The sequence below is a fragment of the Vibrio harveyi genome (genome assembly GCF_030060435.1).
GTDB classification, from domain to species: Bacteria; Pseudomonadota; Gammaproteobacteria; order Enterobacterales; family Vibrionaceae; genus Vibrio; species Vibrio harveyi.
This window is the reverse complement of record NZ_CP125876.1, coordinates 1,642,646-1,666,094: the sequence shown is the minus strand read 5'-3', so window position 1 is coordinate 1,666,094 and position 23,449 is coordinate 1,642,646. Positions and strand designations below refer to the sequence as shown.

The window sequence follows — 23,449 nt, the reverse complement described above, 5'->3', positions numbered from 1 at the left end:
TACGGACTTTTAGTACTCAAGGCTGTAGTTAAGCGTGAACGTACGACCTCTTCCCTTATAGTCATAAGCAGCAGACTCATAGTGAGTTGCGTATAGGATTTGCGCACGTTGTCCCCACACCGTGGTGTAATCCTCGTTAAACAGGTTTTGGATTCCGAATCCTAATTGACCAACAGGCAGTATCACGCTGCCTAGCAAATCAAATGTTGTGTATCCATCTAACTTGTTGTTCGCATCATCTTCGTAATCGAACATAGTTTGGCTTTGTAGACGCACAGAGTAATCGTTTTGGTACCATGCTGCCCAAGCGTTCGCTTTAGATGTACTTGCCTTACCAGCACTCAAATCTTCCCATTTACCATTGGTCTTCAGTTCAGATACGACATAATGACCGGAAGCACCAACAAGAATATCGCTGGTTATCCAGTAGTTAATGTTTGCTTCCGCACCATACACACGTTGTTCGTCATCCACACTGGTAATCAGCAAAGTTTTACGGTCGTATTTGATTGAGTTATCTGACAACGAGTAATAACCCGCTGCTTGAAGAGACAACGCTTCCTTATCTAAACGGTAACCAATTTCGTAACTGTCCGTTTTAATGCCTGACAATTTAGAATCAGATACATTGATGCTGTCCTTTAGTGCGTAATGACCATTTGCATCTACTGCATCGTAACTGCCCTGACCATAGTATTTCGCTGGGTCCGCCAGTTGGAAACCTTGGGAGAAGTTAGCCCAAACTTGCGACTCATCATTCAACCGATAGATAGTGCCAAGGTTGAATAGGTTAACTGAGTAATCTGTACTGCCACCTGGTACTGAATCAGCCGACGTTCCCGCTCCTGCAGCAATCTTCTTCTGCACACTATAAGCGACAAAGTCATCAACTTTGTTATCCATGTATTGATGACGATAACCTGCTTGTACAGACCAATCCGAAGTAATTTGGTAGTCCCCTTGAATAAACAATGCGTAAGAGGACACGTCTACGCCAGGGTAACGACCAACTTGCGCATACGTCTTGTTTATCAAGTTTCCAGAATTATTAGCAATCGTCGAATCGAAGAGTGCTTGGTTACTGTCGAAACGATCAAGATAAGCATCAATACCATAGATAAGATTAAAATCGTTCCAATTCTTCGCTAACGCCAGACGCCCTGCAAAAACCTCTGTTTCTTGCTGAGAAGCACTTTGGAAATATGGTGTGAAAGTTTGGTCTTCACTTCGATAGGACAACTCACCAATCAATTGATGACCTAATACAGACTCATGGCTGTAACTTGCACTAAGAAGAACACGTTCTGTGCCGTGTTGGCGGTCAGATTCAAATCCTTTACGTACATCGACGAAATCGCGCCCCACAATGTACAGACCATAAGGCGAGTCTTGTTGACTATCATAGTATTGCGCAACTAGGCTAAGTTGGCTTTCATCTGACGTTTGAATCTCCGCAGAGCCCATCACATCAAGCGTTGAATTGTACTGCAGTGAACCTTGTGAGATGTCCGGCGTGACAATGTCACCATTACCATCATAGAAACCCTGAGTTTCGCCGTACACCACCGAACCACGCGCACTTACTTTGTCGTTTCCACCAGAGACAGATTGGGCAACCTTATAATCAAAATCGTCACCACCATTAAAACCGGTCGTACCGCTCACGTAAGATTCAAATGTAAGTTCATCTGACGTCGCTTTCTTTGTGACAATATTTATCACACCTCCCGTTGCGCCGGCACCGTATATCGATGTCGCACCGGATAACACCTCAATACGTTCAATATTGAATGGGTCAATCGCGTCGAGTTGACGACTGATTGGGCGTGAGGATTGTAATGACACCCCATCGATCATAACCAACATTGCACGCCCACGGAGGTTCTGCGCGTAGTTAGTTCGACCACCCGTACCAACGTCTAATGACGGAATCGTTGCCGATAAGATGTCACCAAGGTTTTTTCCTGCTCGGTATTGTTGAGCGATCTGCTCTTGATCAACGAACCAAACCGTACCCGGAATGTCTGAAATGGACTTAGGCATAACACTGCCAACCACCACTACTTGTTCATCCGCATTACTTTGTTCGCTTATGTTAGATTTTTCTGCAAGCGCTTGAATTGCATAGCCACTGCTCATCGCAAGCATGATGAGATTTAAAGAAAACTTCCTTTTTATCATTGTCTTTATCTTTTTATAAATTACAGAGTCGACAATAATACTCATTCTCAATCATAGATCGAGCACTGTTACATATGTTATACGTTTGTTACCTTGCGACACTTCGAGATTTGACGAGTTGCTTATTTTCCTCTGTTCGAGGGCAATCTTCGCACAGTTTTCGCCCTTCACATTTGTAGACTAAACAGCAGCTTTTTCGGACTAATTTCAAAGGACGCTCGTCTGAAAAAGCGTACAGGGATGATGTATTTTCAGAACTTAACCCAAGCGCTTCCAACCACAACTTTGCATGCTGGTGAATGAGCTCGTCACTAAATTGAGGAAAATGTTGCTGGAGTCGGATCAAGCATGCCATCACACCATCAGACATCAATTGATGAGTAAAGCCCGGGCGTATGCGAGTCCAATCACTCATTTGAATCTGATAGAAGTCATAAAGTGCACGTATTTGCTTACCAGCTTCGACAATCAGTTCTTCAATTTCACCATGAATATGCTGTTCATCAGCAAAGCGGTAACCCGTGACAAACCCTTGCTGCACGTATTGCCCCATCCCCCGTAGATTTGGCAAAGTGTGAAATCCATAGATCGAAATGAATGCCACATACATAGGCTGCCAACAAAGCAGGTCCCATGTTCGAGTTAGCCAATAGGCTTTACCCGCTTCGGGATGCGCTTGAGAAAGCGATTGGTAGAGTGATTGTACAATTGGATTGATGTCGTTATCGATATGGATTGCACTAGCACCAATCTCACCAATACTGCCGTGTAAGAATGGCGTGACTTCCTTTGAGTAATGGAAGAGTTGCGGAAAAAACTGCTCAGACATTGTTGTGTTTACGTACGTTTTTGTTTGAACGCAGTTATACGCAAGCCAAGCACTCAATGCAAATAATTATCAGTAATGTTTACACTGTATCACTTTGACGTGCTACAGAGCATTAAAATCAATAAAAAGCCGCAAATAAACGGCAGGAAAACAAACCATTATACCGCGAAGATGCACCAAAATGGTTCGGTTTAACGTCAGAACTAGTGGATAAAAACATTCCAACAACACCAGTTCAAAGGCAGCGTAACACTTTGGCTCCGTAGCGTGAGTTATTCCCAATTATTAGACATTACTATTTCCTATGAAATGGAATGTGAACAAGGCTAAGTATTTTTTTCTTGAATATAGAAACAATAAAACTCCCTGTTTCTAATAAGGAAATTAAACATGTTGTATCTTGAGTTTCTATTTTTGCTCGTGATGCTGTATATCGGTTCACGGTATGGCGGCATTGGTCTTGGTGTTGTTTCAGGTATTGGTTTGGTCATTGAGGTTTTCATCTTCAAGATGCCACCAACCTCCCCACCCGTCACTGTAATGCTGATCATCCTTGCGGTGGTTACTTGTGCTTCCATTCTTGAAGCCGCTGGCGGTTTGAAATACATGTTGCAGGTAGCCGAGCGCGTACTGCGTAAGAACCCTAAGCGCGTTACCCTCATTGCACCGTTCGTCACTTACTTTATGACCTTTCTACTTGGTACTGGTCACGCGGTATACTCCATCATGCCAATCATTGGCGACGTTGCGTTGAAAAACGGCATTCGCCCTGAGCGTCCGATGGCTGCGGCATCCGTTGCTTCTCAAATCGCAATCACGGCATCACCAATTTCAGCCGCTGTGGTTTACTACCTAGCACAGCTGTCTGACATTCAACACGAAATCACCTTGCTATCGATTCTTCTCGTAACAGTACCAGCAACCTTGTTTGGTACGCTGTTGATGTCGCTATACAGCTTGAAACGCGGTAAAGAGCTTGAAGATGACGAAGAGTACCAAGAGCGTCTAAAAGATCCGGTTTGGCGTGAGAAAATCTTAAACACAACGGCAACTTCTTTGGACGAAGTGCTTCCAGCGAGCGCACGCAACTCTGTTTTGCTGTTCATTCTGTCGATTCTTGTGATCGTCGTTATTGCGATGTGGCCGGAAGTGCGAACCATCGTCGATGGCGCGAAGCCAATCAGCATGGCGGTGGTTATTCAGATGATGATGCTCTGCTTCGGCGGTATTATTTTGCTTGCGACCAAAACCGACCCACGTGACGTGCCAAACGGCGTTGTTTTTAAATCCGGTATGGTGGCAGCGATTGCTATCTTCGGTATTGCATGGATGTCAGATACCTACTTCCAATACGCGATGCCTCAATTCAAGTCCGGCATTGTTGAAATGGTAACCAACTATCCTTGGACATTCGCACTCGCGCTATTCATCGTATCAGTAGTAGTGAACTCTCAAGCAGCAACAGCGCGTATGATGTTACCTGTTGGTCTCGGACTAGGCTTGGACCCTGCACTGCTTATCGGCTTAATGCCAGCGGTTTACGGCTACTTCTTTATCCCTAACTACCCTTCTGATATCGCGACAGTAAACTTCGATACTTCAGGTACGACTAAGATTGGCAAGTGGTACTTCAACCACTCATTCATGTCTGTGGGTTTAATTGGTGTGATTGGTGCTTGTTGCTTGGGTTACGTGCTAGGACAAATGATCATTCCTTCGTAACTAACCAACTTATAGTTTGGGGCGAGTCATTGTACGTTAACGTACAGCCTGAAGTGACTCGCCCTTTCTTTATTCTCAAAGCTATACAGCGAGAAGAAGTTAAAGAAGAAAGTCGTCATCGACAGCAACAAAATGGTCCGCGCAATCAATCAAGGTTTGGGAAGTTAACTTTGGTACGCCATACACTGTGACTTTCTTGTTAAAGCGTTGCTGAATGCGTTCCACCAACAAACTAAAATCGCCATCGCCAGATACCAGAACCACTTCATCCACTTCCGGCGCAATCTCAATCGCATCTAGTGTAATACCTACATCCCAGTCGCCTTTCGAGCTCCCGTCACGACGTTGAATATAAGGTTTAAGCATCACCTCAAACCCAACACCACGCAAAATATGGTGGAACTGACGCTGTTTTTGGTCATTGCTCGCAATGGCATAGGCACGCGCACTCACCACTTCTTTTCCTTGTGTCGCGACATACCAAAACTGGTTGTAATCAAAATTGTTGCGGTACGCTTCACGACAGGTGTAATACACGTTCTGTACGTCGACTAAGATTGCGATCTTTTGTTTGCTTTCAGAGTTCATCTATTTAATACGCTTTATTTGTTTGCCGCATACCCTATGCCACTTTGGACCAAAGCACAATGAGCTAATTCCACTAAACTTACCGTATAACGTGATAAACGAAGTCTCGCGTTTCAAGGAGAGAGCCATGAACAAGTCGACGTTAGCCCTTTTGCTTGCATGCCTCATATCAGGCAATGCGTTTGGTTATCCAGCACACTCACAGTACTGGCCACATCGCAGTGTCCTATACTTTGCCCCTGCGAATGACGACCACGTAAAACAGTTTTTGCTCGAAGCTTTGATGAATGAATGTGAATTGGAAGACCGCGATGTGATCACTTTAGTGATTGCAGAGGACGGTTTTACTGAACCTTCATGGTTAAAAGAAGAGTTCGATTTGAAAATGCTGGCTGCTCTCTACGAAGTCAAAGCAGGTCAACACACTGCGATTCTTTTGGGTAAAGACGGAGAAGAGAAACACCGCTGGGGTGCGAAGACTGATTGGCAGTTCATCAACGATTTGATCGATGAAATGCCAATGCGAAAAAGAGAGATGCAACAGAAACGCAGTCCTTGCGCGATCTAATGCTTAAGACTAAGTCTTCAGTTATTTTCCAAACCAATCCAATTTGCTGTGCAATTGCGTCACGCTGCCAACCACAATCAACGCAGGGCTCACTGCTTGTTCTGCCATATTAGATAGCTCGTTCAGATTACCTTGGAATACGCGCTGCTCTGTACGTGTGCCGTTTTCAATGATCGCGCATGGCATCTCTGGGTCTAATCCATGTGTGATAAGCTTATCCATGATATGACCGCTTTGTTTCAACCCCATATAGAACACAAGCGTGTTGTTTGACTGCGCTAGCGAGTGCCATTCAATCTCACGACCATCTTTTTGTACGTGGCCAGTAATGAACTGAACGCTTTGCGCGTGGTCACGATGCGTTAATGGAATACCTGCGTAAGCCGTTGCACCCGCAGCAGCTGTGATACCCGGAACCACTTCGTATTTGATGCCGAATTCTGCTAGCTCTTCTAGCTCTTCACCACCACGACCAAAGATAAATGAATCGCCGCCTTTTAGACGTACAACGCGTTTACCTTCTTGCGCTTTTTGCACCAAGATTTGGTTGATTTGATCTTGAGGCACGCAGTGAAAGTCCAACTTTTTACCTACGTAGATCATCTCTGCTGATGCGTGAGCCAATTCTAGAATGTCTTTCGACACCAATCGGTCATACACCACAACTTCGGCTGCTTGAATGGCTTTTAAGCCCTTTACTGTCAGTAAATCTGGGTCACCCGGACCTGCACCAACAAGAGAAACAAAGCCGCTGTTTAAAGATGAGTTAACAGTTGTCATATCAACGCCTATCGAAAAATTTAGATATAAAGAGAGACTCTTGGCAAAGAAACGCTTTTTATAGCCAAATAGCTTATTAGTATATGGGAACGAGGTTCCCTGCTCTGGAGTCCTTCATCTAAGGAATGACAGGCTTTTCGCTTTGCTTGTTATCGCATTAGATGAGCAGTATTTGTTGAACTGCTCCTATATGAGTCATTCCCGAAAGCGACGAAGGAGCGTAGTCGGGAATCTCTCAGTTCAAGTCCAAAGAGAGTCCCGACTTGTTCATTACCTAATATTGGTAATAAACCTCAATTACTTAGCCATTGCAGGCTGCGCTTTTACTTCTTCTTCAGCATTGATAGAAGGCGCAGTTTTAGCGTGAGTTAGGTACAGTGGAATACAAGTCATCACTAGACCACCAACGATGTTACCTAGGATGGTTGGGATAAGGTTGAAGTTCAACCAAGTCGCAATACCGAAATCAGCACCTAGAATCATACCTAGTGGGAATAGGAACATGTTTACCACTGTGTGCTCAAATACTAGTGCGAAGAAGATGAAGATTGGGAACCACATCATTGCTACGCGACCAGACACTGAACGTGCAGTCATGTTGCCGATAACGCCAAGACACACCATTAGGTTACAGAAGATGCCGCGTACGAAACACGTGATCCATCCGTCCATGCCCATATTTTCGAAACCAAGACTACGTGCTGTAGAAACAGCGACGAATTTCTTCGCTACTGCGTTCAATTCTAGAGAGAAGTTACCTGTTAGAGAGATAGCCACTAGGTAAGCAACGATTAGAGAACCGATTAGGTTACCCAAACCAACCAAACCCCAACAACGGAAGATACGACCCCAAGTGATACCAGGACGGTTTGCAAATTTAGCTAGAGGAGCTAGACCAAAAACACCTGTTACTAGGTCGTAACCCATCACACTTAGAATCACGAAACCAACTGGGAAGACAAGCGCACCCACAACGCCCACGCCCGTTTGTACGATAGTCGTAATAGCCACAACCACCGCTAGCGACAGGATGATACCCGCCATTGTACCGCGGAGTAGCAAATCGCGAGTACTGGTGTTGGTTTTCGCTTCACCCACGTTGATCATGGTTTGAACGAATTCTGCAGGCTTAAAATCAGTAGACATGAATGTGTCCTTATTCAAAAAGTGAAAGTTAAAAAATTAAAGATTGAATAGAGAAAGGCTTCCCGTTAACTCAGTAACATCTCGCTTCCCTGTCCCCCGCAGATGACTCTGGAAAGCCTTTACCTATTAAATCTAGATTTCGGTTCATTCCCTCCCCCTTAGAGGAGGGAATGGAAACCACGCTTATGCAGAAATCTCTACTTCGCCGTTGGTTACGCGCGTTTTGTACGCTTTCACGCTAAAACGCTCGTCTTCCATGCACGCACCTGTAGTCAGGTTAAAGCGCTGCTTTTTAAGTGGGCTTGCCACCCATAGCTCGCCTTGATGCTCACAGATCAAACCGCGAGAAAGCACGTTTGATTGGAAGAACGGATCTGTGTTGCTGATCGCCAGCACTTCTTCTGCTTGTGTTGGGCGGAATACCGCAACTTGCTGACCATCAACCAGTGCACAAACACCCGTGCCCGGTACGATGTCGCTGATTTGGCAAATCTTTTCAAATGACATAATCAACCTTCCCTTATGCTTCAGTGATCGCTACGTGTAGGATGTCGCCTTTCGCTTCAGGGTGTTTTTCCGTGAAGGTTGCTGGGCGGTGCTGTTCACGCTCTTGTACAAACACGACGTTTTCATCGCGCTTGTCAGAGTTGATGAAGTGCGCGAAACGAGTCAGTTGTGATTCGTCGTTGATAGTCGCAGTCCACTCACACTCGTATTCGTCGACAAGCTTCGCTACGTCTGCTTCTAGTTGCGCGTTGATGCCAAGTTTGTCTTCAACAATCACTTCGCGTAGGTAGTCAACGCCACCTTCCATGTTTTCCATCCAAACTGATGTGCGTTGTAGTGGCGCAGCAGTACGGATGTAGAACATCATGAAGCGGTCGATGTACTTGATTAACGTTTCTTTATCTAGATCACTTGCAAGTAGGTCTGCGTGACGAGGTTTCATGCCGCCGTTACCGCATACGTACATGTTCCAGCCTGCATCAGTCGCGATGATGCCAAGGTCTTTACCTTGTGCTTCCGCACACTCACGAGTACAGCCAGAAACACCGAACTTCATCTTATGAGGTGTACGAATGCCTTTGTAACGGTTCTCGATGTAGGAACCTAGACCAACAGAATCTTGAACACCGTAACGACACCACGTTGAGCCAACACATGTCTTCGCCATACGAAGTGCTTTTGCGTACGCTTGACCTGTTTCGAAACCAGCGTCGATAAGCTTGCGCCAGATCTCTGGAAGATCGTCTTTTTGAGCACCAAACAGACCAATACGTTGAGCACCAGTGACTTTGGTGTACAGGTTGTATTCAGCAGCAACGTTCGCTAGCGCACCCAGTGCTTGAGGCGTTACTTCACCACCCGCCATACGTGGGATCACAGAGTAAGTACCGTCTTTTTGGATGTTACCTAGGAAGTTATCGTTCGTGTCGTGCAGCTTAACCAGTTGTGGCTTAAGAATGTGCTCACCCCAGCAAGAAGCCAAGATAGAACCAGCCAATGGTTTACAAACTTCACAGCCGTAACCTTTACCGTATTTTTCTAGAAGCTCATCAAACGTTTTGATCTCTTCAATGCGGATTAAGTGGAATAATTCTTGGCGTGAGTATGCAAAGTGCTCACACACGTCGTTCTTCACTTCGATACCAGATTTAGCAAGCTCAGCATTTAGAACAGAAGTGACTAGAGGAATACAACCACCACAGCCTGTACCTGCGCCAGTCACGGCTTTGATGTCGCCCAATGTGTGGTGACCATCAGCAACCGCTTGTGCGATCTTGCCTTTGGTTACGTCGAAACAAGAACAGATTACTGCGCTTTCCGGTAGAGCGTCTGCACCTAATGCTGGTTTCTCAGCGCCTGCGTGTGCAGGAAGGATCAACGCATCCGGGTGTTCTGGTAGGTCGATTTCATTCAACATAAGTTGAAGCAGGTCGCCGTAGTCAGAGGTGTCACCGACCATAACCGCGCCAAGTAGTTTCTTGTTGTCTTCAGAAACGATAAGACGTTTGTAAACTTCTTGCTCTTCGTTTTGGTAAACGTAACTCTTACAGCCTTCGGTACGACCGTTTGCGTCACCGATTGAACCTACTTTTACACCAAGAAGTTTCAGCTTCGCAGACATGTCAGCGCCTTCGAATTTGCTTTCTGTGTTACCTAGTAGATGATCAACGGCAACTGTCGCCATCTTGTAGCCAGGAGCAACAAGACCGTAGAACATTTCATTCCAAGACGCACACTCACCGATGGCGTAGATGTTCTCATCAGAAGTCTGACAATGGTCGTTGATAGCAACACCGCCACGAGGTGCCACTTCTAGCTCCATTTGGCGTGCTAGTTTATCTTGTGGACGAATACCTGCGGAGAATACGATGAAGTCTGTTTCTAGCTCTGAACCGTCAGCAAAACGCATAACGTTGCGTGCATTTGTGCCTTCTGCCGCGATCTCAAGCGTGTTTTTGCTAGTGTGAACGTTCACGCCCATGCGCTCGATCTTTTGACGAAGTTGGTTACCACCAGCTAGATCAAGTTGCTCAGCCATTAGCTTTGGTGCGAACTCAACAACGTGCGTTTCTACACCTAGTGCTTTCAATGCGCCTGCTGCTTCAAGACCTAGCAGACCACCACCGACAACAACACCTGATTTGCTCTTCTTCGCACACGCTTCGATCGCTTTAAGATCTTCGATAGTGCGGTAAACAAAACAGTCTTTGCTTTCGTGACCTTTGATAGGTGGAACAAATGGGAATGAGCCAGTAGCAAGAATCAGCTTGTCGTATTGAACTTCACGACCAGTGCTTGAGTAAACAATGCGGTTTTCACGGTTGATGTTAATCGCACGCTCACCGATCAACATGTTAATGCCGTGTTTCTCGTAGAAGCCTTCTTTCACTAAAGAAAGTTCATCTGCAGTATGGTGAGAAAAGTAAGAGGAAAGGTGCACACGGTCGTATGCGACACGAGGTTCTTCACAGAAAACCGTAATGTCCATATTAGACATATCAGCTTTCTCGACTAAGTCTTCGATATAACGGTGGCCTACCATACCGTTACCGATGACTACTAGCTTCAACTTGCTCATTGTACTTCCTAAGGGTTAGGTTCTTATAACTGAGCGCATTGTTAAATGTGAAAGAAAATTAATACATGATGTAAATCAATTACGGAATCAAACTACCCTAAAGGGGTAGATAGGTTAAAACCCTCGATTTAAAAGGGTCTAACGGTAAATTTGCTACATCTTTGTGTAGTAATTCATCACCGAGAAGATAAACTCTTAACATTTCTTCATAAATGAAATGAATCTATTTGGCTGGTACGTGTTGAAAACGGTTTAGCAGTATTGAATTTGTTTGAAAAAATTCAACATTTTATGATGCGATAGAACTAGCTCAGAGTAAGCCCTACTCTTTTACACCATTAGGCTGTGCTGATTATATTTCAATTGGTTTGTCCATAATCACAACGTTGCGTCCTTTATCTTTGGCTAGGTATAAGTTTTTATCCGCAACCTCAAAGGCTTGTTCGAGTGCTTTCTCGCATGCATCCACACTCGGATAAGGCGTTATTTTTGTCAGAGGCACCGCCCCTACTGAAATGGTCACAACTTGTGATGGAAGATTTTTGGCATGTGGAATGGCTAAAGCCTCTACGGCTTGTCTTAAATGTTCTACTTTTGCTTGAAGCACATCTAAGGTATTCCCGTAAACAAGCAAGGCAAACTCCTCGCCGCCTAATCGAAACGAAGGTTGGTCTTTACCTAAAAACGAGCGAAAGAGTTCAGCAACATCACATAACGCGTTATCCCCTTCGATATGTCCGTATGTGTCATTAAACTTTTTAAAGTTATCGATATCGCACAAAACGAAGCAGGCATAACTCATATTACCTACCGTTTGCTGAACAAACAGTGGTGCAGTACGTTTATACAAGTAACGCGACCCTAATCCCGTCAAGGCATCGGTATCAGTTTGTTGACGAAGAACGCGCAACTGGTTTTTGATTTTCGTAATCAAGCTGGAATATGAACGAGCTAAGTCACCAATTTCATCCGAACGCTGAATTTCAGGAATATACGATTGGTCGATCTTTTCAATGTCTTTTTTCATCGACATTGAAAGACGCTTGAGTGGGCTAACAATCCACATGGTGACCATGTATATCATCACCATAGAGATTAACGAAGCGATTAACGCCTCATTAAACAGTTCTTTAATTAGCGTCGTTTTGATAGTGTCGAGTTTACTTGCATCTAATACCGCCCAAATGTAGCCACCGTTTACGTTTCTTAAAGGAAGACAAACATGAAGCACCGATAGATTGGCATCGTAGTAGAAGTCGGTTTGTCGAAGATAATCTTTTGTCCATGGCAGATTGGTATCTTGATTGAGCCCCTTGCTGATTTGTAGTGCCTCTAAATCAACCTTTGCTTTGTTGATAAGGTATTGGAGCTTATTACGCTTAATTTCATCTGTGTCAGGCGTCGCCGCCAAGATATGCTCAAGGTTCCCCTTTTGCGCTTGGAGCGCCCTTACCTCCTGATCGCTGACATCAATTCGCCACACTTGATTGGATTGTGCCAAATATCGAACTGCCACTTTTTGTTCTTTATAATCTGACGTGCCGGAGACCTCAACAAACAGTAGACCATCGATGGCTCTGAAGTTCTCTTTGGTCGAAGGCATCATCAAGTTTGCGTAATTACGGCCCGCTATAGAACCAGAGAGAAACGTCATTTGTGAAGACAGGTGCGTTTTCGCCATAATCACTGCATGTTCGATACGCATATCCCATTCACTTTGGAAGCGCGTATAGGACAACCCAGAAATAATGGAAATCACTAAAACCAGATGCGATAAAAAAAGCATCTGGTTTATCGTCAACCAACCGAAAACTCGATTACTCACTTTGGACTACTGCTTATCTTTGTACACATCCAAAACGGGCTCTGCGCAAGTACCGTTTATACAGATGTCCTGATAAGTAGTATGGCAACTTTGACAAAACGAAGGCGCCAATGAAGGATGTGAATGGCTGATGTCTTTTCCTTTTCGGTCATAGCTGCCATAAATTGCCATACCTCCAATATGTTCTGTCACCCACACGATACCTTCTACTTCTGAAATCGCCACCGCCGTCGGTCCATCTGTATACGGACCGTGAGTTTTGTATTGCTCTATTTTGTTCGGATTCACTCGGATAGTAAGTGGTGACCCCTGACCATTGTTGATCCAGCTGTAGGCTCTTACGGATTCTTGAATAAATAGTGAAGTATCTGGCGGCAGGACAGTATCTGCAGGTAGGTTTTGTGACTCTTTAACAACGGGCCAATCTTGCCACCCTTCTGGGTAACTTGCCATTGACGCTGCAAAAGCAGTATAAGATGCAGTGCTCATCATCAAGACTACGATTTGCCTGCTCAATTGTCTTAACACGTGTGTTTCTCCATAAACCGAATACGCTCTTCCTGAGCAAAAAGACTAACACTTTCATATATTAACAAGTGTTAATATATGATGTTATCAATTAGCCCTTAGTAATGCACATAGTTTATAGACAACAACGTTCTGTTAATACAGTTGAATGATCAAATTGGGATCGTTGAGCAGTTATGCCCAGTCGAAAATCAGGGTGAAATAGAATTAAGAGTTAGATGTAAAGGTTATTGATACTTTTATCGAAGAATCACAACGAACAGGCGAATTCTCACGACCGATTGGTCAGAGGTCTGAATTGAAACAAGAAAGAGAATGGAGGCGCCTCCCGGAGTCGAACCGAGGTCCACGGATTTGCAATCCGCTGCATAGCCACTCTGCCAAGGCGCCATAGTGTTTCGTTTTGAAACTTTGAAAGGTTCGTAAGAGCGTTTGCTCTTTCGATTATCACCACGTTACTAAACCGAGATAGAGTCGTTTATCTTCAACGCCTTCGTTTTAATAAGCAGCAATTATACAGTAAACATTCAATAGATATGTAATGGTACTTTATTGAATGGAGGCGCCTCCCGGAATCGAACCGAGGTCCACGGATTTGCAATCCGCTGCATAGCCACTCTGCCAAGGCGCCTCAACTGGAGCGACACACGAGGTTCGAACTCGTGACCTCAACCTTGGCAAGGTTGCGCTCTACCAACTGAGCTAGTGTCGCATAATTTGAGATGGTGCCCCGAGCCGGAATTGATGGTCCGACACTCGGCCGGTCAACTCGACGGCGGGATATTAAATTCACCCACTCAATTTTCGGATGGTGCCCCGGGCCGGACTTGAACCGGCACAACGCGAACGTCGAGGGATTTTAAATCCCTTGTGTCTACCAATTCCACCACCAGGGCAACGCAATCAATGCGATGGTAACACCACCTGCTCTAACGACCTGCGCCGTGAGAACGAGGCGTACTTTAACGGATTAAGATTTTAGGTCAACAACAAATTTTATCTTTTTTATTCATGCGGTTAAAAAGCAGACTCAGGCGAATACTCCGCACCCAATTCGACCATTCCATGTACACATCCATCACTCTTACATGATGTTTTTTCTCAACGTACTCTCCATGAATGCCCTTCAACGAATAATGGTCCCCGAGACGAAAGGATAAAATAATGAATTTATCAACAATTTTATAAACCACTTAGGCAAATGCTCTCATTTATAGCAAAAAAAATCTTCATTCTTGTACCTCGCTAACATTTCACTGATCCGATGTGTTGTTAGTATTTATTCATGGCGCTAATCATACCATTGAGCAAAAGTGGTTTTGATGTTTGTTTTTTGCTTATTAAACGTTGCTATTACTAGCAAGTCTAAACATTCAAAGGTTAATAACATCATGAATAAAATGACAAAAGTTGCCTCACTCGCAGTGGCGATGGCATTTTCCGGAGTTTCCAACGCTGCCATTGGGGATTACAAAGTAGTCCTCATTCACGGTTTCCAACCTGATCAATTGCAAACTCAACCTTCGCGAACGCAAGTTGAAACAGAAGGAGCGGATTATTGGAAAGATTATTGGATGCAATACGCCGATGCGCGGATTGACTGGCCTTCGCAAGAGCGCGTCGAAGGTAAAATTACCAGTGATTACGTTTGGCCGAAGCTTCAAGAGTTGTCGAGAAATGGGACATGCCAGCCGGGTTGTATCTTAGTGACCCACTCTACCGGTGATCTTGTCGCAAGGTATCTCCTTGATAACCAAGAGAACTGGCTAACTAACGCAGGGCTTACTCCCCTCAACGTCGTTGCCACCTTCGACTTCGCAGGTGCCGGTGGTGGCTCAGAGCTGGGTGATATCGTCATCAATATTACGGAAGGTGGCGGCTGGACAAACAGTGCCATGCGCTACGCTATTTCGCTCTGGCTTGGTGATACTCCGAACAAAAACAACACTGGAGTGTTAAACGACCTTAAAGTCTCAAATGCTCGCCAAATAGCGATGCTGCCTGATCACCGAATTCCTCGCATTCGTTTTGTCGGCAATGGCAGTGATTATTTTAAAGCAACAGCAAGTTTCTTACCGGGCAAAGACGATGGCGTTGTAGCCGCGCACTCATCCTGTGGTTCTTCTAGCTCCGGCAGTTTCGACAGTTGTTCGACTCACTTAGCGATGGACGGTAAAGTATCTTCACAAAGTAAAGGCGTAACAAGCTTGATGCCTAACCATTACCCTTTCATCATGGGAAATGGCTACAGCCACAGCGAAGTGATTGGCTCAAAGCACAAAGGGAAAGTGACGTCTAGCAACACTTCTGTTGCACTCGCGGACGGTCACTCAGTCAAAGTCGATAGCTATCAACAAAATGGATGGTTCGGCAGTAAGTACATTTATGTTCAAGGTTCCCAACAAGATACAATGTCTGAGATTGCTGCAGGATTATAACTAAGTTCAGTTTAAATCCGTATAGGAGCCAAGCAATACATCGTTTGGCTCTGTTTACCCACAGTGGATGATTCAAGAGATTGAATATGAACAACAAAAAACTTATTGCCCTTGTTGCGTTCGTAACGTTCGGTGCTGTCACACTCTTTATTTTGAAATCCCCCTCCGACGAACCTGAAACGTCGACTCAAACTGCAATATCCCAAGAGCTCATGCCACATAAGCAAGCTTCTTCTATCGTTAAGCCAAGCCAAGTAACAACAGAGCCAGCCAACGTAGAGTATGACGATTCTCCGCTGATAGAGGATATTACTTCTTCGCAAGATCTCGAGTTAATCGCAGTGCGTCACGAGCAAGTTTTACAATACCCCTCATATTCCCAGCCCATCCTTGGAGAGAATAGTCCTTATTTAGATTGGAACCATTTTGAGGAAGTGCCCGTTCCCGTATTAGATGGAAAAGACACAGCGACACTTAGTTTAACCAAGTATCGCCACTTCTTCCCAGACGATATCGAAGTCAATTTGAAATCCTCTAGCAATATAGTGACAGCGTCACTAGATGTCGAAGATATTGAGCAGCAAAAGACACTCGCGACTTTTACGATGGAAAAAACCGGCTGGCGTATATCCCCAAAATCTGATTGGCCAGAAGAGTTAAGGCTAGTTGCGCATATCACTTTTGAGCAAGGCGAAGACGTCATTACTACTGATTTACGTCTCTTTCATTCTGTCGCAAGTATTGTCAATGTAGGCAGCGGCACGCCAAAAAATACTGATATGATCATTCCTATTACGTTACAAATTGATAAAGCTGGTATCTATCGAGTAAGGGGGAACCTGTATCAATCGAACGGCTCTGCGATTGCGTCATTGGTGCACAAGCAGCGTTTATCGGAAGGAGAGCAAACCATTGAGCTTAAGGCTTTCCATAAAGTCCTTTTAAAAGGCAAAACGGATTATGAACTGCGTGACATCATGATAGAACGCATGTCTGGTTTTCCGGGAGAAAAAGCGCAATACGGTCAAAGCGAAAGCGAAGTATATCCAATCGGCGCGTTTGATTCCGGTCTTCTCTCTGATGAGCCTTATGAGATGAGTGATAAAGAAAAACAACAACTTGAGTTTCTTCATCAAGCATCAAACTAACTTTGTCCGCACTTTATGTGTCCGTACTCAAGCGCTAAGCTCGCTTGAGTACAAACAAAGAACCTTCACTTCACTTATCAAATTTCACCCTGAATTTAGTCCTGCTCATTTCATCGGTTTTTCATATTTCATGTCTAGAGTTTTAAATTGACAAAGACTAAGAAGAAAAACGTGAAGCCATTAAAACGATACCAATACGAACGCTACGCCGTGCTGTGTAATCTCGCCTACCCCAGAGTCTTTAAACAGACACGCTATGGGTTTGACCCTAATGGGCAGCGGATCATTAAAAACGAATTTGGCAAAACCATGATCCGTGTTTTATGGAGTAAAAAACGTACTGAGGTCGTTGTGGTTATTAAAGGCTCGCACAGTATTACCGATTGGTTGCTGAACTTTGCCATGTGGACTCGTAGCTGCAAGCGATTAGGACTTAACTATCGCATCCATGCAGGTTTCTACCATTTGTTGTTTCAAGAAAGCCAACCTTCTCGAAATGAAGATCGTCTTGGTTTGAGTGTGATTGAACGACTAGAAGCCACCATTGTACCTCTGATTCTACAGGGGAAGCGCATCACCATTACTGGACATTCGTCGGGCGGCGCAATTGGCAGCGTGTTTGCCGACTATATCGAACGTAAGTACCCAAAAAGCATCAAACGAGTGGTGACATTTGGTCAACCAGCGATTGGTGATTGGACATTCAAGAAACGCTATCGTTTAAGCCACAAAACCTATCGAATCTGTTGCGACATCGATATTGTTACTTTTATGCCTCCGGTACCTTTTCTTTATTGGCATGTAGGTAAAATGTTGTGGCTTTATAATGGAAGAATTTATGAGAACACGCCAACGTTAATGCGCCTTGGGCGTTCTTTGGTAAGTTGGTTGATCCGCCCTTTTTCCTATCACTTAATGAGCAAGTACATTCGCAACAAAGACTTCTTTGATGAGCGTTAATCCATTACTTCGCTTTCTTGTGATTCAGCGACAGATACAAAAAGAGCCAGTATTAAACTGGCTCTTTGTTCTTGGTTCAGAATTACAAAGACGCAATTTCTTTATCAAGTTGGTATTTGTTGTCAGTAACGATGCGCTCTAATACTTCGACGCGCTGTTTCAGGTCGTCTATTTGTTTGTTAAGACCATCTCGCTCTTCTTGATTCATCAGTTTACGCTCAGAGATTTCGAGCGCTTTTACTTCCTTGCGATGATTAAGAATCAACTTAACGATACCACCACCGAATATTGCACCGAATATAATCGCAATAGTTGCAACTTCCTGCATAGATTCCTTTCCTTAATCTGCCTACTGATAATGCTCAACAATAAAGTTACGCATTTGTATCATGAATATCAAATAAGACATTGATTAAATGCATGCTATTTTCGAAATTGGTCACACCTGCAACTCTGCACTCGAGATTATTTAACGCCAACCCAAACAGAAACCGATCCACCGTTCACTGGGAATTCCGCCCATCCACTAGCGTTAGTCCATACTTCTTCGGTACGAATACCTAGTTTATCGACATAACGTGTGCTCGGTGAACCTGTGTACATCCACTTTGTTCCGCCAGGACCATCACTCATGATAACCGCCATAGAGTTCGGGTGTTCCGCATCCCCTTCTCGTGTCCAACCAATCACATCCCAGTGGTCAAGGTAAGAATGTTGTTTACCATAAGCATAATCTTTACGTGCTTTCACCAATTGCTCAATGTAAGGCACTTTCACCATGTTGATGTCGTGCCCTTTATCGCTGTATTGCGCACCGTAGTAATCTGCGTAGAAGACTGACGGATAACCTTCCTCACGAAGCAAAATGAATGCGTACGCAAGAGGCTTGAACCACCAATCCACCGGAGACTCTAAGGCCTGTAGTGGTTGCGTATCATGGTTCTCAACCAGTGTTACTGCTTTCACTGGGTTGTCTTTCATCAAGGTGCCATCCATGATTCGGCGCATATCGAAGTTGCCACCAGAGCGTGAAGCGTTATAGAAGTTCATATGTAACGGAGCATCAAACAATGACATGCTGCCAGAAGTCTTAGTGATAAAGTTGTGCAGATTGTTCACGTCGTAGTTCCAGTACTCACCAACGGTAAAGAGCTCTTTACCCGTTTTCTTACGCAAGTAATCGATCCACTCTTGTAGGTACTGATATTTGATGTGTTTAACCGCATCCATTCGGAAGCCATCAACACCCGTCATGTTTAAGTACCATTCACCCCAATCTTTCAGCTCTTGCTTCACTTCTGGGTGATCCATGTCTAAGTCTGCGTACATGAGGTAGTCATAGTTGCCTTTTTCAGAACTGACTTCCCAATCCCATGCTTTACCATCACCTTTGAATTTAAAGATCGCTTTCTCTTTACCTGCGTCATCCCAATCGACGCCATCAAAGTGATACCACGTCCAATGGAAGTCTGAGTATTTATCGTTACGTCCTGGGAAGCTAAATTCAACCCATGCTTCAATCCATTTATCGCCAAGTTCAATATTGCGGTTATTCCAATCCACACGCTTGGTATCGACCCACGACTTGCCATCTGCACCGCCACGATGGTTGAACACTACGTCACCATAAATTTGGATATTGTTTTTGTGTGCTGCTTTGATGGCATTTAGATATTGGTCTTTGGTGCCGTACTTAGTTCGTACCGATCCTTTTTGATCAAACTCCCCTAAGTCATACATATCGTAAACACCGTAACCAACGTCGTTGCTACCACCTGCGCCTTTATATGCTGGTGGCAACCACAGCGCTGTAAAACCGTTGTCGGATAGTGCTGGCGCATTGTTTTCAACTTGTGTCCAGAGTGCGCCGTCATTTGGCACATACCAATGGAAATACTGCATCATAGTTCCATTTTGTGCCGCCAATACCGGCGAACTCAGCAGCAAAGTTAAAGGTAAAAGTGTGGGTTTAAGGTTGAATGTTTTCATTATTTTTCTCTCACGTTTTAGAACGAAGTTCGAACTTAGAGAGCCAACATGACGACTAGAAGAGATCCAACTAACCGTCTGTTGTACAACAAAAAGTTCGGACTACAATCGTGAAGAAATTATCACCAATCACCCTCTACAATTATTGAGTTGTGTAACATTTATAAAACCAATAACTAATTGAGCGCAATTATTGAATCACGATCAAATAATCAGGGAGGAGATAACCAAAAAGCGTAGCGAAATTGAGACTTAAGCGATTAATTATCATGCTTTAAAACGAAAAAAAGCCCGTCATGATGACGAGCTTTCGAAAATAATGGAGGCGCCTCCCGGAGTCGAACCGAGGTCCACGGATTTGCAATCCGCTGCATAGCCACTCTGCCAAGGCGCCTCAACTGGAGCGACACACGAGGTTCGAACTCGTGACCTCAACCTTGGCAAGGTTGCGCTCTACCAACTGAGCTAGTGTCGCATAATTTGAGATGGTGACCCGAGCTGGAATTGATGGTCCGACACTCGGCCGGTCAACTCGACGGCGGGATATTAAATTCACCCACTCAATTTTCGGATGGTGCCCCGGGCCGGACTTGAACCGGCACAACGCGAACGTCGAGGGATTTTAAATCCCTTGTGTCTACCAATTCCACCACCAGGGCAACGCAATCAATGCGATGGTAACACCACCTGTTCTAACGACCTTCGCCGTGAGAACGAGGCGTACTTTAACGGATTAAGATTTTAGGTCAACAAAAATTCTTATAATTATCAACCAAATGAACAATAATCACCCTTTTTGACTGAATCGCAATCGTTAAGTTCAATAATCACCCATTAATATTGAGCTAACCGTACCACCTCACAGTGTCAACCAACCTGTTAACCATTGCTTCACAACCAAACGACCACACTAACCGCTATCTATCAGATAAACATCAGCTTTTATCCTTCTGCCTTTGTCGCCCCCATCCGCAGGTGAACACTGTGTACACCTCTTAACAGTTATTTTTGAATGCGCATTCATTAGTTAATTCATATTTTCAATGACTTAAGGTTTGGTTCATTTCTTGCTCTTAAGTGGGCAACCAACGCACAGTCTTTTGGGTGAATAATGCTAGCGTCACCTTAGAAGCTCGTTTGGTCAAGGAATGAGGGTTCTGCTCTTAAGTCGCTGATTAAGTGTCAGTCATACCGTAGACACTATGGTGTGTTCAGCCGCTCATATAACCCTCTTGTTCAAACTTTCGAATAAAAAGAAGGTCAATGATGGAACGATTAATACACAACCGATTAAACAAGGTAATGAGTGTCATCCTTGTCAGTTCGGCAGCATTGTATGGCGTAACGAGTCATTCTCCTGCTCAAGCGGAAGCCTATAACCTCTCACCAACAGAAAAACTCTGTATGGCAGACGCTTATTTGCAAGAGCCGGGAAACTCATTACCAAGAGATGCTTTAAACTGTACCGCTAATGACGTCGAGATCACGCAAGTGATTCCCGTCGATCCGAATGCAGAATGTAACCTTGGAGATACCTTCTCTTTCCAAGCTGACGTTACCGTGCGAACCAACGCAAACGAACGATACGACACCACCTTTTATCTTCCTTTAACTGAAGCCAGCCCTCAGGTCGTTCAAGGTAATTTTAGAAACTGTAGCATGATCCTACCCGTGCCAGGAGGAAGTGGTGAGACTGCTGATGCTCAATTGGATGGCGACGCATGTGGTGACATCACTAAAGCTTTAGGTCCAGACGAATACACACTGCTTAACGAAACCATTACCATGCTCTGTTCAGATAACGACGGCGACAACCGAGCCGACTTTACCTATTGTGCAGCATGGGATAATCAAGAACGAGATAACTGTACGATCGATGAAGATCCGTATGCTGGTCAGATCCCAAACACCAAATCTAAATGTAACTGTGACACCTTTAATATTGATGTGTTCATCAAGCCATCACCACCAGATATCGTAAAATCTGAAGGTGCGCCTAGCTCTCACCCAGAAGCAGGCGGCGAGTTTACCTTTAATCTAAGCTTCACTAACCCTAACGCCCAAACATCGTTATTCATTAGTGCATTAACCGATGAAATCGACATCAACGGCGATGGAACTTATGACGTTAGCTTCGATCTTTGGGGTGCGACCTCAAGCCCTGCAATGGCTGACGGTGTTTACCTTACATCGACTAACTGTCCAGTCGGAACACCTCTGTATGAAGTGGCTCCTAGCGCAACCTACAGTTGTGAGTTCAAAGTCTTTGTCGTAGATAGTGACCTTCCGGATATACCAAATCCTGAGCTCTATAAAGACATTGTCAAAGTAACGTTGCTAGACAAAAACGGCGATCCTGTGGTTAACGGCGATACTTGTCCAATTGGGGTTGGCAACGCGGCACTTGGTGATCGTTGTAGTGTCGAACGACAAGTACAGATTACCAATGTCCCACCAGCGATTAGCGTTGTTAAGTCAGCTGATAAAAATGAAGTACTTGAGCCTGGAGAAAATGTCACATTTACGTTCGAAGTGACTAACGACTCCGGTACATTTGATTCTCCTATCGAACTCGTGAGCTTAGTCGACACCATCTATGGTGATCTAAGCGCAATTGGGGCTGAGAGTGACTGTCTTGATAACCCTGTAACGATAGCATTTGGTGCAACATACAGCTGTACCCTAAGTGTCTATGTTGCTGGCGATGCAGGTGATAGTTTCACAAATACAGTAACAGCAATTGCGAGAGACAACGAGAATGATACCGCGACAGACATGGATTCTCACACTATTTTGGTATTGGATGTACCTTCTATGATCACTCTAGAAAAAACAGCCAATCCGACATCAGTGTTTGAAACGGGTGATAACCCAACCTTGTTCAGAGATGTTGATTACACCTTCTACTTCACGGTCAAAGACACTATAGATGACGTCTCAACATCCGATACTGTGGTCTTCTCTAGCCTAAATGACGACCGTTTCGGATCACTCACAGACGAGTGTATGGTAGACATGAAAAATGGCGGCGCTATAACGCCAACCGGGTTAAACGGGTTTGAGTTAGACCCAGGCGAAACAGCAAGCTGTACCATCACATTACAAGTCCAAGGTAACGCCGGTGATAGCCACGTTAACGTTGCTACTATTAATGGTACTGACGAGGACGGTCTTGGTGTAAGCGCAATGGATGATGCAACAGTAACGTTTGATCCACTTGCTCCAGATACGGATATTGCCTTCGCACTTAGTGGTTTGATCATTATTCAACTTACCAACGCGTCTGAAGTGGACAATGTCACGTTAACTGGTTTGACTCTGCGTGGCGTTGATATTATCGACGGTAATGGCAATGCCAATTTTACCATCTTTAATACTCAAGGCGGCACCCACAGTGGTATGACATATCCACCTTGTAATATCGGACAAGAGCTCGGTTACAGCGGTTCTGGCAACAACGTTTACACCTGTGCGTTTACTGTAGAACTTCGACCTGGTCTGGAAAATACCGACCCTATTACCTTCCAAGCGCAAGGTGTACTTGACGGTATTGTAGCAACGGTTGAAGACGATGATGGTGATGCGTTAACCAACTTCGTATCTATCGAAGTCAACACTGTCGAGTAACCAACACATAGAACTTCACGTTCTTAACATTAAAG

At 44.5% G+C, this 23,449-nt stretch carries 17 protein-coding genes and 7 tRNA genes; 6 read left to right on the top strand and 18 right to left on the bottom strand.

The genetic code is table 11. The features are described from left to right. Positions 1 to 9: 9 nt before the first annotated feature. Both QMY49_RS23990 and QMY49_RS23985 read right to left on the bottom strand, forming a co-directional pair. Positions 10 to 2,181 carry a TonB-dependent receptor gene (locus QMY49_RS23990; RefSeq protein WP_283314844.1) on the bottom strand — a complete coding sequence of 724 codons (2,172 nt, stop codon included), beginning with the start codon at positions 2,179 to 2,181 and terminating at the stop codon, positions 10 to 12. 88 nt (positions 2,182 to 2,269) lie between these two features. Then, positions 2,270 to 3,010: a siderophore ferric iron reductase gene (locus QMY49_RS23985; RefSeq protein ID WP_199450747.1), complete on the bottom strand. Its 741-nt coding sequence runs from the start codon at positions 3,008 to 3,010 to the stop codon at positions 2,270 to 2,272. Positions 3,011 to 3,400: 390 nt separating this feature from the next. Between QMY49_RS23985 and QMY49_RS23980 the strand changes: the two genes are divergently transcribed. After that, the gene (locus QMY49_RS23980; RefSeq protein WP_005446939.1) at positions 3,401 to 4,732 is read left to right on the top strand and encodes an anaerobic C4-dicarboxylate transporter; all 1,332 of its coding nucleotides are present in this window, start codon (positions 3,401 to 3,403) and stop codon (positions 4,730 to 4,732) included. A 99-nt stretch (positions 4,733 to 4,831) separates the two neighbouring features. Here the strand turns inward: QMY49_RS23980 and QMY49_RS23975 are convergent, their stop codons facing one another. Continuing rightward, positions 4,832 to 5,320 carry a LabA-like NYN domain-containing protein gene (locus QMY49_RS23975; protein WP_199479509.1) on the bottom strand — a complete coding sequence of 163 codons (489 nt, stop codon included), beginning with the start codon at positions 5,318 to 5,320 and terminating at the stop codon, positions 4,832 to 4,834. 127 nt (positions 5,321 to 5,447) lie between these two features. Between QMY49_RS23975 and QMY49_RS23970 the strand changes: the two genes are divergently transcribed. After that, the gene (locus tag QMY49_RS23970) at positions 5,448 to 5,888 is read left to right on the top strand and encodes a DUF4174 domain-containing protein (RefSeq protein ID WP_009696657.1); all 441 of its coding nucleotides are present in this window, start codon (positions 5,448 to 5,450) and stop codon (positions 5,886 to 5,888) included. A gap of 21 nt (positions 5,889 to 5,909) precedes the next feature. Here QMY49_RS23970 and cobA read toward each other — a convergent pair whose 3' ends face one another. The 10 genes from cobA to QMY49_RS23920 all read right to left on the bottom strand — a co-directional run bounded on the left by cobA (position 5,910) and on the right by QMY49_RS23920 (position 14,148). Then, positions 5,910 to 6,668 (bottom strand): uroporphyrinogen-III C-methyltransferase, encoded by a 759-nt coding sequence (gene cobA / locus QMY49_RS23965; protein WP_029789298.1) that lies wholly within the window; start codon positions 6,666 to 6,668, stop codon positions 5,910 to 5,912. A gap of 297 nt (positions 6,669 to 6,965) precedes the next feature. Continuing rightward, the gene (locus QMY49_RS23960; RefSeq protein WP_005446948.1) at positions 6,966 to 7,814 is read right to left on the bottom strand and encodes a formate/nitrite transporter family protein; all 849 of its coding nucleotides are present in this window, start codon (positions 7,812 to 7,814) and stop codon (positions 6,966 to 6,968) included. Between the two features lie 183 nt (positions 7,815 to 7,997). Continuing rightward, the gene (nirD, locus tag QMY49_RS23955; RefSeq protein ID WP_005387969.1) at positions 7,998 to 8,321 is read right to left on the bottom strand and encodes a nitrite reductase small subunit NirD; all 324 of its coding nucleotides are present in this window, start codon (positions 8,319 to 8,321) and stop codon (positions 7,998 to 8,000) included. A gap of 13 nt (positions 8,322 to 8,334) precedes the next feature. Further along, a complete protein-coding gene (nirB, locus tag QMY49_RS23950; protein ID WP_045487527.1) occupies positions 8,335 to 10,899 on the bottom strand; it encodes a nitrite reductase large subunit NirB in 2,565 nt (854 codons plus the stop codon). 352 nt (positions 10,900 to 11,251) lie between these two features. Continuing rightward, entirely contained in the window at positions 11,252 to 12,604 is a 1,353-nt protein-coding gene (locus tag QMY49_RS23945; RefSeq protein WP_283316796.1) for a sensor domain-containing diguanylate cyclase, read from the bottom strand. 126 nt (positions 12,605 to 12,730) lie between these two features. Then, the gene (locus tag QMY49_RS23940; protein ID WP_009696661.1) at positions 12,731 to 13,216 is read right to left on the bottom strand and encodes a hypothetical protein; all 486 of its coding nucleotides are present in this window, start codon (positions 13,214 to 13,216) and stop codon (positions 12,731 to 12,733) included. 352 nt (positions 13,217 to 13,568) lie between these two features. Further along, a tRNA-Cys gene (locus QMY49_RS23935) sits at positions 13,569 to 13,642 on the bottom strand. A 167-nt stretch (positions 13,643 to 13,809) separates the two neighbouring features. Next, positions 13,810 to 13,883, bottom strand: a tRNA-Cys gene (locus QMY49_RS23930). Between the two features lie 5 nt (positions 13,884 to 13,888). Next, a tRNA-Gly gene (locus QMY49_RS23925) sits at positions 13,889 to 13,964 on the bottom strand. 97 nt (positions 13,965 to 14,061) lie between these two features. After that, positions 14,062 to 14,148 (bottom strand) — tRNA-Leu (locus QMY49_RS23920). Between the two features lie 495 nt (positions 14,149 to 14,643). Here QMY49_RS23920 and QMY49_RS23915 point away from each other — a divergent pair. The 3 genes from QMY49_RS23915 (at position 14,644) to QMY49_RS23905 (ending at position 17,798) form a co-directional block, all read left to right on the top strand. After that, complete coding sequence (locus tag QMY49_RS23915; RefSeq protein ID WP_026138207.1) at positions 14,644 to 15,690, top strand: hypothetical protein; 1,047 nt, start codon at positions 14,644 to 14,646, stop codon at positions 15,688 to 15,690. Positions 15,691 to 15,776: 86 nt separating this feature from the next. Next, complete coding sequence (locus tag QMY49_RS23910; RefSeq protein ID WP_283314838.1) at positions 15,777 to 16,838, top strand: hypothetical protein; 1,062 nt, start codon at positions 15,777 to 15,779, stop codon at positions 16,836 to 16,838. A 171-nt stretch (positions 16,839 to 17,009) separates the two neighbouring features. After that, on the top strand, positions 17,010 to 17,798 hold the full coding sequence (locus tag QMY49_RS23905; protein ID WP_038899627.1) for a lipase family protein: 789 nt from the start codon (positions 17,010 to 17,012) through the stop codon (positions 17,796 to 17,798). A gap of 82 nt (positions 17,799 to 17,880) precedes the next feature. Here QMY49_RS23905 and QMY49_RS23900 read toward each other — a convergent pair whose 3' ends face one another. The 5 genes from QMY49_RS23900 to QMY49_RS23880 all read right to left on the bottom strand — a co-directional run bounded on the left by QMY49_RS23900 (position 17,881) and on the right by QMY49_RS23880 (position 20,446). Beyond that, a complete protein-coding gene (locus QMY49_RS23900) occupies positions 17,881 to 18,126 on the bottom strand; it encodes a hypothetical protein (RefSeq protein WP_005446964.1) in 246 nt (81 codons plus the stop codon). 137 nt (positions 18,127 to 18,263) lie between these two features. After that, positions 18,264 to 19,787 carry an alpha-amylase gene (amyS, locus tag QMY49_RS23895; protein WP_005446966.1) on the bottom strand — a complete coding sequence of 508 codons (1,524 nt, stop codon included), beginning with the start codon at positions 19,785 to 19,787 and terminating at the stop codon, positions 18,264 to 18,266. A 320-nt stretch (positions 19,788 to 20,107) separates the two neighbouring features. Continuing rightward, a tRNA-Cys gene (locus tag QMY49_RS23890) sits at positions 20,108 to 20,181 on the bottom strand. A 5-nt stretch (positions 20,182 to 20,186) separates the two neighbouring features. Beyond that, positions 20,187 to 20,262: transfer RNA gene (locus tag QMY49_RS23885), tRNA-Gly, on the bottom strand. A gap of 97 nt (positions 20,263 to 20,359) precedes the next feature. Further along, positions 20,360 to 20,446 (bottom strand) — tRNA-Leu (locus QMY49_RS23880). 604 nt (positions 20,447 to 21,050) lie between these two features. Between QMY49_RS23880 and QMY49_RS23875 the strand changes: the two genes are divergently transcribed. Continuing rightward, on the top strand, positions 21,051 to 23,414 hold the full coding sequence (locus tag QMY49_RS23875; RefSeq protein WP_283314834.1) for a DUF7507 domain-containing protein: 2,364 nt from the start codon (positions 21,051 to 21,053) through the stop codon (positions 23,412 to 23,414). Positions 23,415 to 23,449 lie beyond the last annotated feature (35 nt).